Genomic DNA, 14,208 nt, shown 5'->3' on the forward strand with positions numbered 1-14,208 from the left:
TACCAAGAAGCACTAGCCAGACTCAACGCCGAACGGGAAACAGCCACAAAGACCCAGGCCATAGCACCAGCCCAAACCCCAGACACAACGCCACAACAACCACCAGACCCACCACCCGGCAGCAGCTAACACCCCCAACCACCTAACGCAGCAAGGACAGCGCCAACCACCGGCCCCGTCAACAACAGAACCGTTGACGGGCACATCGGCGATCCTTCGAGACTGTGCACCCGTCGACCCAAGACAGGTTGACGGGGATACCGGCGATCCCACACAACGATTCATTTGCCGCTAGGTGCAGCAGGGTCGTGACGGCAAGAACCTTAAGCCCTTAAAAGGCGAAGCCCGCCAACCGGAAAATGGTTGACGGGTTTGCTGTCGTGCACTGATGCAGCTCGAGCAGGCCGAGCCTTGCGGCGGCTGACCGCGTTGGGGCGAAGACCAGAGGTGGTTAGTCGAGTACCGGCGTGGGATCCTCGCCGATGACGACCTCCACCGTGACGGCATCAGGGCGCAGGGTCTCTTCCAACTGGGCAGCTACGATGCCGCCCTCTGCCTTGACGGTTCGAGTAATGCGCAAGACCGGTTGGTTGCGTCCCACACCCAGAGCTTTCTGTTCCTCCGTGCGCGCGGTGGCGGCCACAAGGGAGTCCCGCTTAAACACGGGCACTAGGTCAAGCTCCGTCAACAGCTCGGTCAGCGGCTTCTGGACGTCCTCTTCCGTGAGGTCCGAGGCCAAGGCCTGCGGGATAAAAAGGGTGGAGGCCATGATGGGCGAGCCCTCGGTCAACTGCACCGCGCGGCATTCCCACACGGAATCGCCTTCCTCAATCCCGAAGGAGGAAGCGAGATGCCCAGGCACCTCAATCAGCGTCAGCGACAACACCCGCACCTCAACATCGAGGCCATGCTCACGCAGCTGGTCAAGCGCGCTGCGTCCGCTCGTCAGGCTCAGCGTCGGCGGGGTGGCACGCACGAAGGTGCCACCGGTGCGCCCGCGCTTGCGGTCAATGAGACCTTCGATCTGGACGATGTCCAGCGCGTGACGCACCGTCATGCGCGCCACCTTGTATTCCTGGACTAACTCCCGCTCCGTGGGAAAGCGGTCACCCGGCTTCAGTTCGCCGGATTCAATCTTGCTCCGCAGCGAATCCGCGATCACCAAATAGGCGGGGCGGCGACGTTGAGAGGTGGACACGCCTCATCACTGTACCGTGCGCTGCGTTTTTCGCATCTTGAGAGAAAATGCGGCTCCTACTTGCGCTGATTCAACTCAATGCGCGGGCGTACGCGAATCTCCGTAAGCTGCGTCGTCGGGCCAGCATCAACGGTGGCGCGGATGGCCTTCGCCACCTCCACAGGAGCGATGACATGCTCCGGGTTGTAATCCTGCAGGCCCTGCAGCATCGGGGTATCCGTCGGGCCCGGCGCGACGGTGGACACGCGGATGCCGAGTTCGCCGAGGCGGAGGCCGTCGGCAAGCGCGTACAAAGCATGCTTCGTGGCGGCGTAAATGACGTTATCCCCGTAGGAGTGGATGCCGGCACCGGAGTTAATGAACACCGCAAGCCCCTCCGCCGCACGCAGCGCGGGCAGAAGCTGGCGGGTCAGCTCGGCTGGCACGTGCACGTTGAGGTCCATCTGCGCGCGCCAATCCTCCGGCCTAGCGCTTTCCACCGATCGCTTATCCGCCCGGGCCGCCGCGTGCACAAGCACGTCGACGCGCTCAAGCGAAGCCAGCTCGGCGGGGAGCGGTGAGCCGTCGAGAAGCGACAGCAAGTCAATTGCCACCGGCACGATGTTCTCCGCCTCCGGCAGCTCCCCGGCGCGCCGCCCCAGGGCATACACGCGGTGGTCCCGGGCAAGGTCCTTGATGATCTCCGCGCCCATTCCACCCGTCGCACCAGTTACAACGGCAGTTTTCACCATGGTTGTTCCTCCTTCTCGTTAGCGGAAGCGCTTCGGCACATCCGGCTCCCCCAGCGTCAGCATCAGGCGGTTGGCCCAGTTGAAGAACGCGGTGGAGTTGATGACATCGATGATGGCTAGGGTATCGAATCCCACGGCCTCGAGGCGTTCAACGTGGGAGGCGTCGAAGGCAAAGGGCGACTCGGTCAGGGCCACGGCAGCGTCACGGATGACGGACCACTGCGCCGAGCCCAGGTCAGCGGAAACGCCTTCCTCGAGCAGGCGGTCAATCGCCGCGACGTCACCGCCCTCTTCCTTCGCGCGCTGCTGGTGCACCGACGCGCAGTACTCGCAGCCATTCAGGCGCGAGACCACCGTAGCGGCCAGCTCACGCTCAGCACGACCCAGTCCGCCGTCGGTGTTGTAGAAGATGTCCAGGTCCGTGAGCGTGCGCGCCTTGAGCGCGGCCGGATCGCGGGCGAGCAGACGGAAGTACTCCATATCGATGCGCTCGGGCTTAATGAGCGCATCGCGCTGTGCGTCTGTGAACTCCTCCTTCGGCTGCGGCGGCACCCACGGCTTCCAGCCCAGCGAGTGCGCTACAAAGCCCTGCGGCTTGGCGACGTCCGGCACCAGCGTCCCCTCCCCCGGCACCCACTCCGGGGTCTGGGTGGGACGCGGCGCCTCAGTCACGGGCGCGGGCTGTGCAGTACCGGCAAGCACGGAGAGGCCGTGCGCCACGCGCAGCTGGAAAGACAGGAAGCTGACCAGCTGCGCCAGCGTCACGATGTCATCGTCGGAACAGCCGGCCGCCTGCAGGTGACCAATCGCAGCTGGAGAAGCATCCTTGGGGTGGAAGACCAGAAGGTGGGCGAAGTCGAGGGCGGCGGCGAGGCGCTGGGAGACCTCGAAAAGCGTGAAGCCGCCATCAATATACGGGCCGGTGGTGATGCCGCTCTCCACCGCGCGGGATATTTCGACGGCAAGCTCCTCTGATTCCTCCGCCAGCAGGTCAGAATAAAAGGCGACGGCAGGCGTCGCCTGATACACGCCCGCCACAAAGGTAGCGATGGCGTAGCGTTCCGCATAGCTGAACGTGCCGGGCGTTGAAGGTTCGAGGAGCGCGGCGAAGGAGGCCTGCGCATTCTCCTTGGCTTCGGGGCGGCGCTCGCGCAGCTGGGCGACGTCCTCGCTTGCATCCGACAGTAGGTTAATGATGTCTGCCATGAACTAATCCTTTCTTGATCGGCCCCAGGCTACAGGCCGAGGTTGAGGTCGCCGGCGCGGTAGCGCGAGCCGGGGATGGCCTCGATAAGCTTGCGGGTAAACGGCGATTGCGGGTTGCTAAAGACCTCGGCCGTGGGCCCGCATTCCACCTGCTGGCCCTTCGAGAGCACGGACACGGTATCGGAGATTTGGTTGACCACAGCTAGGTCGTGCGAGATGAAAATGTAGGTCAGGCCAAGCTCCTCCTGTAGCCGGGCCAGCAGCCGCAGGATCTGGGCCTGCACGGTGACGTCGAGGGCGGAGACGGCCTCGTCGAGGATGACCAGCTCCGGTTCCACGATCATGGCGCGCGCGATGGCCACGCGCTGGCGCTGGCCGCCGGAGAGCTCGCGCGGACGGCGGTCGTAATAGTCCGGGTTAAGGGCGACCAGCTCGAGGAACTCTTTGGCCTTGGCTTTCGCGCTGCTTGCCGACGCCCCCTTCAAATTCCGTAGCGGCTCCGCCACCGTCTGGCCAATCGTCTGCTTGGGGTCCAGCGAGCCATAGGGGTTCTGGTAGACCAGCTGGATGTTGTTTCGCTCTTCGCGCAAGGCCTTGCCGCGAAGGCCTACGATGTCGCGCCTGCCGACGGTGATGCTGCCCGCAGTCGGGGTATTGAACATGGCGATGCTGCGCCCCGTCGTGGTCTTGCCGGAGCCGGATTCGCCCACGATGGCGTGGGTCGAGCCCTTGGCCACGGTGAAGGAGATGTCATCGACGGCGGTGAAATCACCGAAGCGCTGGGTCAGGCCCTCCACCCGCACCAAGGGTTCGCCCGCGGTGCGGTCAGTGGTTGTGTCGGTCTTGACGACGGCGTTGCGCGAAGTAGCTGCTCGGCCGGCGTCGGCGACGGTGAGGGAGGGGGCGTCGGCAAGCAGGCGTTTGGTGTAGTCGTGGCGCGGGTTCGTCAGCACCGTGGCGGCCAGGCCCTCCTCGCGCAGCTGGCCGGACTCCATGACCACGACGCGGTCGGCGCGGTCACCGGCCACGGCGAGGTCGTGGGTGATGAAGAGGATGCCCATGCCGAGCTCCGCGCGCATGTCATCGAGGAGATCGAGGATGATCTTCTGCACGGTGACGTCGAGGGCGGAGGTCGGCTCGTCGGCGATGATGAGGTCGGGTTCTAGCGCCACGGCGGCGGCAATGAGCACGCGCTGCTTCATGCCGCCGGACAGCTCGTGCGGGTACTGGTGATAGCGGCGCGCAGGGTCATCGATGCCGACGCGCTCCAGCAACTCCAACACCTTTGCCTTGCGCTCGGCGGCAGTGCCCACCTTGTGGATACGCATGCCCTCCTCCACCGAGGCGCCGATGGTCTGGACTGGGTTGAGGGAGTTGTTCGGGTCCTGCGGGATCAGCCCGATGCGTCGCCCTCGCAACTCACGCCACTGACGGCGGCGCAGCGAGGTGATATCGCAACCATCGAAGGTGATGGTGCCGGCATCGATCGTGGCATTCGAGGGCAGCAAACCGATGGCTGCCATGGCGGAGGTGGTCTTGCCAGAGCCGGATTCGCCTACGATGGCGGTCATCTGCCCCGGGTGAACCTCGAGGTTGACGCCTTGCACGACGGAAACGTCACCACCTGCGGTGGAATAGGACACGTTGAGGTCCCGCACGCGCAGCAGGGGCTGCGCTGCATTTTTTGTAACAGACATGTTAGGCCTCCACGGGGAAGTTTTGGGACAGGCGGTTGGCGGACATCACCACGGCGACCAGCGCGATGCCGGGCAGGATGATGAGCCACCAGGCGGTGGCCATGAAGTCGCGGCCTTCGGCAATAATGAGGCCCCACTCCGGGGTGGGCGGCGGGGCGCCGTAGCCCAGGAAGCCGAGGATGGACAACTGCAGGATCGCGGTGCCGAACTGCAGGGCGGCCAGGGCGATGACGGGCGTGAGTGAGTTGGGAAGGATGTGGCGCAAGAGCACCGTGGCGTGGGTGGCACCGGCGCCGTATGCGGCCTCGATGTAGTCCGAGCTGGCCACGGTGATCACCTGGGAGCGGGCCAGGCGCGCGAAGGTCGCCACGGACGTCGCACCGACAGCCACCGCCGCCTGCACGGAGCCAAAACCAAGCACGATGATGATGGACAGCGACAGCAGGATGCCGGGGATGGACAGCAGCACGTCGACCACACGCATGAGGACGGTGTCCACCGCTCCGCGCAGGGAGCCGGCGAGCAAACCGATGAGCGTGCCGACGACCAGACCGACGGCCACGGCGATCAGCGCGCCGAGCAGCGACTGGCGGGCACCGTAAACGATGCGCGCATAGAGGTCGCGCCCCACCGCATCCGTGCCCATGAGGTGGCCGGACTCCCCCGGCGCCAACAGGGCCACGTCGGTGCCCGCATAGGGGTCGGCCGAGGTGAACAAACTTGGGAAAAGCGCGGCCAGGAAAGCGATCACGAGGACCACGATGGCGATGATGGAACCCGGCGCGAGCCAGGGATTCGCGGTGTGGCGGCGTGGCGCCCGTGTAGAACGCAGCGGATTGGTGTGCGTCATGCTCATGAGCGCACCGTCCTTTCTTCAGCAGCGGCAGCGCGGCGCTCTGGGGCGCTGGCGCGCAGGCGCGGATCCAGCACCGGGTAGAGCAGGTCCACCACGAGGTTGATGATGATGTAGGAGGTCGCAGCGATGAGAACCACGGCCAGCAGCACCGGGGTATCGCGGTTCGCCACTGCTTGGGCCACCATGTAGCCCAAGCCGGTGCGGCCAAAGACGGTCTCGGTCACCACGGCACCGCCGACGAGCTCACCGAAGAGCAGGCCCGCCATGGTCAAGGTGGGCAGCAGCGAATTGCGCAGGACAGTTCGCCAGAAGATCCACGCCTCCGAGGCGCCGCGTGCGCGCACCGCCTGGACGAAGGGCCGCGATTGCGTCTCATCGATGGAGCGGATCAACACCTGAATGAGCGGCGCGGCCATAGGTACCGAGAGCGTCAAGGTAGGCAGGATGAGGCCCTCCACGCTGCCGGGTTCAATGACGCGCACCCAGCCCAACTGGAAGGAAAAGAACTGGATGAGCAGGATGGCAATCCAGAAGCCGGGCAGCGAGACCATGAAGGAAGGCAGACCCCGGAAGAAAGAACCGATGGCGCCAAGCCCCGGCAGCGTGGCCACAAAGGCCACGAGCACGGCCACGATGAGTGCGAGAACGATGGCGCTGGCGGCGAGGATGAGGGTGTGGGGAAGGGCGTCGGCAAGCAGCGTGGCTACCGGAGCGCCCGACTGCGTGGAGTTGCCGAAGTGCCCGGTGAGGAAGCCACCCAGAGACGTGAAGTATTGCACCACGAGCGGCTTGTCGACGCCCATCTCCTCCCGGATGGCGTCAATCTCCGCCTGGGACAGGCCCAGGGCAGGGTCGCCGAAGCGCGACTGGACGGCATCCGATGGCAGCGCCGACAGGAGCACAAAGGCCACGGTGTAGGTAATGAGCAGCACGAGGAGGGCCTGCCCAATGCGGCTGAAGAGTTGGCGGGTTGTCATTTATTTCTCCTCCTCATCCGATGCCGCGGCGTCGATGGACACCTCGTAGAACCACGGGCGCGCCACCGATTCCGGGCTGAAGCCCGAAATACCCGGCCGGACGGCGTAGACCACGGGCTCCTCAAAGAGCGGCAGCGCATAGGCCTGCTCGGTGATGTAGTCCTGGACTTCTTCCGTGGCCTTGATGCGGCCTTCCTTGTCGGGGGTGTCGAGGACGGCGTCGAGAAGCTCCTGCAGGTGCGCGTCGATTGGGGTGCCCTCCGCGTCTTGGTTGAGGAAGGCGTCGCGGTTGTTGATGCCGTAGAGCGAGGTGATGACGTCGTAGTCGGCGCGGCCCACCATCGAGTGGTAGATCTGCACCTTGTCGACGTCCTTGGCATCGGCGTTCTGCGTGGCCTGGTCGCCGGCGTTGACTTGGATGCCGATGCCCAGCTCACCCAGCTGGTCCTGCACCATGGTCATGACTTCCTTAGAACGCGGCTGCGGCAAGGCGGTGTTGGTGCGCAGGACAAGGCGCTGGCCGTCCTTGACGCGGATGCCGTCGGGGCCGGGTTCCCAGCCGGCCTCGTCGAGAAGCCGCTTGGATTCCTCGGGATCGAAGGTATAGGCGGCGGACTGGTCCTTGTAGGCCAGGCCGGTCTTGGCCACCGTCGAGGTGGCCAGTGGGTAAGACTCGGAGAAGAGCACGCGGAGGATTTCCTCGCGGTCCACGCCGTGGATGATGGCCTCGCGCACGCGCTTGTCCTGCAGCAGCGGGTGGTCGAAGCGGAAGGCGAACTGGTTGTTCATGGAGTTCGTGCCGCGCGAGATGATGCCAACACCCCGGTCCTTGAGCAGCGGCTCCTGCGGGGCGGAGATTTGGCGGGCGATATCGGCCTGACCGGAAAGGATAGCGCCGGTGCGCACGGATTCCTCGGCGGCGAGGATGTAGTGGACGCCGTCGATCTCCGCGCGCCCCTGGTGCTTGACCGCTGGCGGGGCCCAGTCGTAGTCCTCGCGGGTCTTGAGCTTGAGGTCGGTGCCGATTTCTTCCGATTCCACCACGAAGGGGCCCGAGCCAATGACGTTGACCGCGTTGCCGGGGCCGAAGCCCTCGTTGTCCAGGGCCAGCGTGGAATCGGAGAGCAGGCCGGCGTTATAGGCAGAGGTGGCTTGGAGGAAGCCCGGGGAAGGCTGGGTGAAGTAGAACTTCACGGTGTCCTCGTCCACGACCTCGCCGTGGTCATAGTTGGCGATCTGCTCTGAGCTGGTCAGCGTGCGGGACTTATCGCCGCGGCCGAAGAGGTCGAAGTTGGCCACGACGTTTTCGGCGGTCAGCGGGGAGCCATCGGAGTAGGTGACGTCGGTGCGGATGTTGAACGTGTACTCCGTGGCATCCGCGTTGACCTTGGGCATCTCCGTGGCGATCCACGGCGAGAGCTCGAGGGTCTCGGGGTCTTGGTACAGGAGGCGATCGGTCAGCTGGTTGACCACGCCGCCGTTGGGATAAAAGCCGGCGGCCGGCGGGTAGAGCGTGCGGAAGAACTGCGGCTCTAGGTAGGTGAGGACGTTGTCCTCCCCGTCCGGCCGCTCCGCGGCGGAGCAGCCAGCTAAGGCGAGGGCTGCTGCCAGGGTGGCGGCGAGTGCGCGTAGGGTTTTCACGGTATTGCTTTCAGAGAGTAGATAGTCGGTTTGAATTGTGTCTACGGATTTAACACAACGTATACTGACCGGTATTATTCCACTAGACAGAACAGTCTAAAAGTTTGAGGTTGATTTTTATGCCCTCCATCGCCATCGTCGGGGCCGGCCCGCGCGGCATCTCGCTGGTCGAGCGCCTCGCGGCCCACCTGCGCGCGACCCCCCTTGAGTCACCCCTGCGCCTCCACATCATCGACGATGCCCCGCTAGGTTCCGGCCGCATTTGGGACACCGAGCAGACCCGCACGTTGTGCATGAACACGCTGGCCGGCGCGGTCACTCTGTTCACCGAGCCCAACTCCACCACCACCGCGCCGGTCCTCGAGGGCCCCATCCTCTACGAGTGGATCCAGCTCCTGCGCGGCGAGCGCCCCGACATCGCGCCTGCCAAGTTGGAGCTTTATGATTCCCACCCGCCGCGCGAGGAGTTAGCCGCTTCCTTTGCCGAAGAGCTCGCACAAACCCGCCCGGAGTCAAACCCTTCCCGCGCGCTTTACGGCGCCTACCTGGAGTGGGTCTTTGAGGTTGCGCTGACTCAGCTGCCGGAGAACGTGGACGTCGTCCAGCACCGCGCCCGCGCGCTGTCCGTGGAGGAGCGCGGTGAGCAGGACGCCATCGAGCTTTCCGACGGCACCACCATCACCGCCGACGCCACCGTCCTGGCCTATGGCTGGCAGGTGCCCGCTCTGAGCGAATCCGAACGCGCACTGGCGGAGGCTGCGCACTCGGATCTGCATTGGGTGCGGCCAGATAACCCCGTCGAGCAGCCAGTGTCTGAGGTCCCCGCGGGCGAGAAGGTCCTGATCCGCGGCCTGGGCATGGGCTTCTTCGACATCATGGCGCTGCTCACCATCGACCGCGGTGGTGAATTTGTGGAGGATCCCTCCACGCGCTCCGGGCTGCGCTACGAGCCCAGCGGCGAGGAGCCGCACTTCATCGTCTCCTCCGGCCGCGGCTACCCTTATATCCCAAAGTCGGAATATCACGCGCTGCCGCCGAAGGCCGCGCTGACCCGTTTCCGCGCCGCGGTGGCCGCACTGGACCCGGAGATGGAGCTGGACTTCGGCACGCAGTTGCTGCCGCACATTCTGCGCGATGCCTACGCCGAGTACTACGAGAACCAGGCGCGGGTCGCGCCCAATACACTGCAGCGCCCCCTCGCGGATATCATCGCCACCATCGATACCACTGTGGTGGATGCCAACGACCTAGCAGGCATGGCAGACCAGCTCACCGCAGCCCTCGAGGGCTCCTCCGCGCAGCCTTTGGATCTTGCGCATTGGGCGAACCCGCTCGACGGTTTCACCGGCGGTGAGATCACCGAGTACATCGCCGAAGGCTTAGCGCGCGACATCATCGAGGCCGTCGCCGCCGCCGATTCCCCGCTGAAGTCCGCGCTCTGGGCCATCTCGGCCGCGCGCAAGCCCTCCTCGATTGCGGGTTCAGAAGGCCGGATGACATGGGAGTCCCGCACCAGCACGTACAAGGAGTTCATGGCCTTCGGACAGATGGTGGGCTCCGGCCCGCCGCTCTTCCGCACGCGCCAGCTGCTCGCGCTTGTCGACGCCGGCCTCGTCACCTTCTTAGGCCAGCGCCCCCAGCTGGAGATCGGCGAGAAGTTCACGCTGCACACCGCGCACGGTGAGGCTTCCTCGACCTGGCTTATCGACGCCTGGATGCACTCCCCCGACGTCCGCCGCGCCGGCGACCCACTGGCGGTATCCCTCAACGGGCGTGTTCGCGCGTTCGTCGACCATGGCCAGGCCACCGGCTCGCCGGAGACGACGTGGAACCGCCGCGTGGTCAACCCCGGTGGCATCGAGGACCCGCGCCTGCACATCGTGGGCATCCCCACCTATTCGCAGTGGCCGGACACCACCATTTCCCCCATGCCCGGCACGGATCCGCTCATGCTGCAGGAAACCGACCGCACGGCCGGCTCCCTGCTCAATTCCCTCTAACCACACACAGCGAAAGCGCCGAGGCTCAAAACCTTGGCGCTTCGGCGGTTTTAGTGAAGGGCGTCGAGGGCCTGCTCCAGGTCCGCGAGCAGGTCATCGATGGACTCGATGCCCACCGAGATGCGCACGAGGTCTGCCGGTGGAACAAGTTCGGAGCCTTCGGCGGAAATGTGCGTCATGTTCTGTGGGTGCTCAATGAGGGACTCGACACCGCCGAGGGACTCAGCCAGCGAGATGAGCTTGGTGTTGAGACAAATCTGGCGGGCGTGCTCCTCGCTGTGGAAGCGCACGGACATCATCCCGCCGAAGCCACGCATCTGCTTCTTAGCCAGCTCGTGGCCCGGATGCGAGGGCAGGCCCGGGTAGAGAACCTGCTTGACCTCCGGGCGGGATTCCAAGAACTCGGCCACGGCCTGCGCATTGGAACAGTGGCGGTCCATCCGCACTTCAAGGGTTTTGATGCCGCGGGCGGTGAGGTAGGCGTCGAAAGGCGAGGACACCGCGCCGACGTTGCCCTGGAAATACAGCAGGCGCTCATCCATCTCCGCGGAGTTGGTCACGACCGCACCGCCCAGCACATCCGAGTGGCCGCCCAGGTACTTCGTGGTGGAGTGCAGGACGTGGTCCGCACCCAACTCCAAAGGGTTCTGCAGGTAGGGCGTGGCAAACGTGTTGTCGACGACGACTTGGGCGTCGCCGGCCGCCTTAACAACCTCAGAGACTGCGGCGATATCCGTGATCGTCGTCGCCGGATTGGTCGGGGTTTCCAACCAGATCAGCTTGGTGTTTTCCTTGAGCGCCCCTTTAACCGCCGCGGAATCGGCGGTATTGACGATGGACAGCTCGATGCCCCACTCGCCGTAGTCATGATGCAGGAGGCGATACATGCCGCCGTAGGCATCGTTACCCAAAATCACGTGGTCACCTGGGCGGACGAGAATCCGAATGAGGGTATCGACGGCCGCCATGCCCGTGGCGAAACAACGGGCGTACTCAGCGTTCTCCAGCGCCGCGAGGGTCTTCTCCAGCGAATGAACGGTGGGGTTGGCCACGCGCCCGTACTCATAGCCGCCGCGCAACTGCGCGAGGCCGTCCTGTTGGTAGGTCGTGGAGGCGTAGATCGGTACGTTGATGGATCCCATGTAGGGATCCGGCTGGTAACCGGCATGGATGGAACGGGAGGAAAAGCCAAGAGTGCGGTTGTCAGTCATGAGGCACAATTCTAGACCAAGCTGTTCAGTCGCGGGAAAGACAAGCTTTTTATATTCAGCTCTCTTCCCTACCATCGGTAGGTGTCAGTCGTGAGCGATAGCAGAAAGGACACACGTGACCAGACCAACCGCATACCTAAGCGCTTCCTCCGAGCCAACCGACGGGGCTGTCGACGCGGTCACCCGCTGGTGGCAAACAGAAAACATGCAGTCCTGGCTCATCGACAAACCCATCGGCATCGCGCTCATCCTCATCGTCGCCATCATCGGCAGCTGGCTGCTGCGCCGGCTCATCACCAAGCTGGCTGATAACAGCATCAAGAAGGGCAAGCTCAGCTCGCCGCTCTCCCCGCGCAAAGCGCACAAAACAACCGACAAGGTCCTCGAGCAAACACAGGAGGCTCGGCGCACCTCCCGCATCCAGACCCTCGCCGGCGTTGGACGCTCCGCGGTTGCCATATTCGTCTGGGTCTGGGCAGCGCTCGCTATCTTGGACAAGCTCGGAGTCAACGTCGCCCCGCTCGTAGCCTCAGCCGGCGTGGTTGGTGTCGCCCTTGGTTTCGGCGCCCAGGCGCTGGTCAAGGATTTCCTGTCCGGCATTTTCATGCTCATGGAGGACCAGTACGGCATCGGTGACACCATCGACCTCGGAAACGGGGTCTTCGGCGACGTGGAGTCCATTTCCCTACGTATTACCACGGTCCGCGATATCGATGGCGCGCTATGGTACGTCCGTAACGGCGAAATCTTGCAGGTGGCCAACCATTCCGACCGCTACTCCGTCGCCCGCGTGCAAGTGCCCATCGCACTGAGTAACGACCCCACCCGCGCAGTCGATGTCATCACCTCCGCAGCAGAGGACGCCGCCCGCGACCCCGAAATCAAGGGCTTCATCCTGGCCAAACCTACGGTCAATGGCATGTCCGGTTTGGAAGTTGACCACATGTCCTACCGCGTTTCCGTCAAGACGCTACCGGGCAAACAATGGGATGTGCAGCGCGCGATGCAGGCGAAAATCCTCACCGCCATGCATACGGAAGGAATTACCACGCCCTACCCGCGAGGGATGACTATCTTTGATTTGGAAGAACCCAGCCTGACGCGAAAGGAAGATTAGGCGTGCAACCAACGAGCGTGTACGAAGCCGTCGGCGGAATGGAGACCTTTGAGAAACTCGTCGGCGGTTTCTATGCACAGGTGCGCGAGGATGATCTCATCGGACCGATGTACCCGCAGCAGGATTGGGAAGGCGCGGAAAAACGCCTGACCTGGTTCCTCGTGCAGTACTGGGGCGGACCCCAGCTCTTCTCAGAGAATCGCGGTCACCCGCGCCTGCGCATGCGCCACGCGCCCTACCCCATCGATATGGCTGCCCATGATCGCTGGCTCGAGCTCATGGGCAACTCGTTGGCGCAGATCGACGAGGAGACCATCCCGCCGGCCTACCGCGCGATGATTTGGGACCACATGGAACGGGTAGCGGAGATGCTCATCAACCGCGCACCCTAAAGCCCGAAGGCCTCCTTCACGGGCTTGGACACCAGCTCTCCCCCGCGGGTCATCAGACCATTGGCCAAGCCAGGGAAGCGCTCGACTGCACCGTCGAAGCCGCCGGCAGCCAGGGCGCGCATGTACGGCAAGGTCGCCGAGCCGAGTGCGCGCGCGGAGGTGTTCGCCACCGCGCCCGGCATGTTGGCAACACAGTAGAAGAGGGTGTCGTGCACCTTGAAGGTTGGCTCATCGTGCGAGGTCTTGTGGGAGTTCTCGAAGCAGCCGCCTTGGTCAATGGCAACGTCGACAAGCACGGCGCCCTTCTTCATGCGCTTAACCACATCCTCCCGAACCAACTTCGGGGCGGCAGCACCGGGTACGAGGACGGCGCCGATGACGAGGTCGGCGGCGAGAAGCTCCGCTTCCAGCGTGGCAGGGTCCGACACCAGGGTGCGCACGCCGCCCTGGTACTGCTCATCGAAGCGCTGCAGGACGTGTGGGTCGAGGTCGAGCACCGTGACTTCCGCGCGCAGGCCGTGCGCCATAGCCACCGCGGACGCGCCAACCTGGCCGCCGCCGATGACCACCACTCGCGCCGGTTGGGTGCCCGGCACGCCGGAGACCAGCAAGCCACGCCCACCCTGCGTGGACAACAGATGGTGAGTTCCCTCAATGACGGCGAGGCGCCCGGCCACCTGGGACATCGGTGTCAAAAGCGGCAGGGTGCCGCGGGCATCGGTAACCGTCTCATAGGCCACGGCGGTGGTTCCGGCCTCAACCAGGGCGTCCGTCAGCGGACGGTCCGCCGCCAGGTGGAGATAAGTGAAGAGCAGCAGATCCTCGCGCAGGTAGCCATACTCGGCCTCGAGCGGTTCTTTGACTTTGACCACCATGTCCGCCGCCCAGGCCTCCTTAGCGGTGGCGACGATGGTCGCACCCACGGCTTGGTACTCGGAGTCTGGGAAAGAAGCGCCTTCTCCGGCCCCAGTTTCCACTAGAACCTCATGGCCGTCTTTGATGAGTGCGTGCGCAGCGCTCGGGGTAAGAGCGACGCGGTTCTCGTTGTTCATGATTTCTTTGGGTGCCGCAATACGCATCGTGCGAGCTATCTCCTTTTATTGAAGAAACTGAATTCGACCCCTTAATAGTAACGCAAATCACGCTGCGTTGCGGGCGTAGAAACCACACAGTTTTCCCGCG

General features: G+C 64.3%; 12 protein-coding genes. 3 read left to right on the forward strand and 9 right to left on the reverse strand.

Annotated features, from left to right (window positions below; translation table 11 throughout):
• Positions 1-451 precede the first annotated feature (451 nt).
• Genes HMPREF2698_RS00340 through HMPREF2698_RS00370 form a run of 7 tightly spaced genes read right to left on the reverse strand, consistent with a single transcriptional unit; the run spans position 452 to position 8,306 of the window.
• Positions 452-1,198: a GntR family transcriptional regulator gene (locus HMPREF2698_RS00340; protein ID WP_070561366.1), complete on the reverse strand. Its 747-nt coding sequence runs from the start codon at positions 1,196-1,198 to the stop codon at positions 452-454.
• Between the two features lie 56 nt (positions 1,199-1,254).
• Complete coding sequence (locus HMPREF2698_RS00345) at positions 1,255-1,929, reverse strand: SDR family oxidoreductase (protein WP_070561368.1); 675 nt, start codon at positions 1,927-1,929, stop codon at positions 1,255-1,257.
• 18 nt (positions 1,930-1,947) lie between these two features.
• Positions 1,948-3,135: an alkylhydroperoxidase domain protein gene (locus tag HMPREF2698_RS00350; protein ID WP_070561370.1), complete on the reverse strand. Its 1,188-nt coding sequence runs from the start codon at positions 3,133-3,135 to the stop codon at positions 1,948-1,950.
• A gap of 29 nt (positions 3,136-3,164) precedes the next feature.
• Entirely contained in the window at positions 3,165-4,832 is a 1,668-nt protein-coding gene (locus HMPREF2698_RS00355; RefSeq protein WP_070561372.1) for a dipeptide ABC transporter ATP-binding protein, read from the reverse strand.
• Between the two features lies 1 nt (position 4,833).
• Positions 4,834-5,688 carry an ABC transporter permease gene (locus HMPREF2698_RS00360; RefSeq protein WP_070561374.1) on the reverse strand — a complete coding sequence of 285 codons (855 nt, stop codon included), beginning with the start codon at positions 5,686-5,688 and terminating at the stop codon, positions 4,834-4,836.
• A complete protein-coding gene (locus tag HMPREF2698_RS00365) occupies positions 5,685-6,665 on the reverse strand; it encodes an ABC transporter permease (protein ID WP_070531501.1) in 981 nt (326 codons plus the stop codon). The genes HMPREF2698_RS00360 and HMPREF2698_RS00365 overlap by 4 nt, the downstream gene beginning before the upstream one ends.
• Positions 6,666-8,306 (reverse strand): TIGR04028 family ABC transporter substrate-binding protein, encoded by a 1,641-nt coding sequence (locus HMPREF2698_RS00370; protein WP_070561376.1) that lies wholly within the window; start codon positions 8,304-8,306, stop codon positions 6,666-6,668.
• Between the two features lie 119 nt (positions 8,307-8,425).
• On the opposite strand from HMPREF2698_RS00370, the gene HMPREF2698_RS00375 reads away from it, so the two are divergent.
• A complete protein-coding gene (locus tag HMPREF2698_RS00375; RefSeq protein WP_070561378.1) occupies positions 8,426-10,306 on the forward strand; it encodes an FAD/NAD(P)-binding protein in 1,881 nt (626 codons plus the stop codon).
• Positions 10,307-10,356: 50 nt separating this feature from the next.
• Here the strand turns inward: HMPREF2698_RS00375 and HMPREF2698_RS00380 are convergent, their stop codons facing one another.
• Complete coding sequence (locus HMPREF2698_RS00380) at positions 10,357-11,517, reverse strand: cystathionine gamma-synthase (protein ID WP_070531510.1); 1,161 nt, start codon at positions 11,515-11,517, stop codon at positions 10,357-10,359.
• 115 nt (positions 11,518-11,632) lie between these two features.
• On the opposite strand from HMPREF2698_RS00380, the gene HMPREF2698_RS00385 reads away from it, so the two are divergent.
• Both HMPREF2698_RS00385 and HMPREF2698_RS00390 read left to right on the forward strand, forming a co-directional pair.
• Positions 11,633-12,634 carry a mechanosensitive ion channel family protein gene (locus HMPREF2698_RS00385; RefSeq protein ID WP_070561380.1) on the forward strand — a complete coding sequence of 334 codons (1,002 nt, stop codon included), beginning with the start codon at positions 11,633-11,635 and terminating at the stop codon, positions 12,632-12,634.
• 2 nt (positions 12,635-12,636) lie between these two features.
• Entirely contained in the window at positions 12,637-13,026 is a 390-nt protein-coding gene (locus tag HMPREF2698_RS00390; protein WP_083303752.1) for a globin, read from the forward strand.
• Here HMPREF2698_RS00390 and ald read toward each other — a convergent pair.
• Entirely contained in the window at positions 13,023-14,105 is a 1,083-nt protein-coding gene (gene ald, locus HMPREF2698_RS00395; RefSeq protein ID WP_070531516.1) for an alanine dehydrogenase, read from the reverse strand. The two genes, HMPREF2698_RS00390 and ald, sit on opposite strands and share 4 nt — an antisense overlap.
• Positions 14,106-14,208 lie beyond the last annotated feature (103 nt).

The organism is Corynebacterium sp. HMSC072A02 (assembly GCF_001810085.1).
Taxonomy (GTDB): Bacteria; Actinomycetota; Actinomycetes; order Mycobacteriales; family Mycobacteriaceae; genus Corynebacterium; species Corynebacterium hesseae.

Coding starts and splice junctions, on each gene's coding strand:
- HMPREF2698_RS00350 (WP_070561370.1), bottom strand. CDS start 3,135: ATGGCAGACATCATTAACCTACTGTCGGATGCAAGCGAGGACGTCGCC.
- ald (WP_070531516.1), bottom strand. CDS start 14,105: ATGCGTATTGCGGCACCCAAAGAAATCATGAACAACGAGAACCGCGTC.
- HMPREF2698_RS00360 (WP_070561374.1), bottom strand. CDS start 5,688: ATGAGCATGACGCACACCAATCCGCTGCGTTCTACACGGGCGCCACGC.
- HMPREF2698_RS00375 (WP_070561378.1), top strand. CDS start 8,426: ATGCCCTCCATCGCCATCGTCGGGGCCGGCCCGCGCGGCATCTCGCTG.
- HMPREF2698_RS00355 (WP_070561372.1), bottom strand. CDS start 4,832: ATGTCTGTTACAAAAAATGCAGCGCAGCCCCTGCTGCGCGTGCGGGAC.
- HMPREF2698_RS00345 (WP_070561368.1), bottom strand. CDS start 1,929: ATGGTGAAAACTGCCGTTGTAACTGGTGCGACGGGTGGAATGGGCGCG.
- HMPREF2698_RS00380 (WP_070531510.1), bottom strand. CDS start 11,517: ATGACTGACAACCGCACTCTTGGCTTTTCCTCCCGTTCCATCCATGCC.
- HMPREF2698_RS00365 (WP_070531501.1), bottom strand. CDS start 6,665: ATGACAACCCGCCAACTCTTCAGCCGCATTGGGCAGGCCCTCCTCGTG.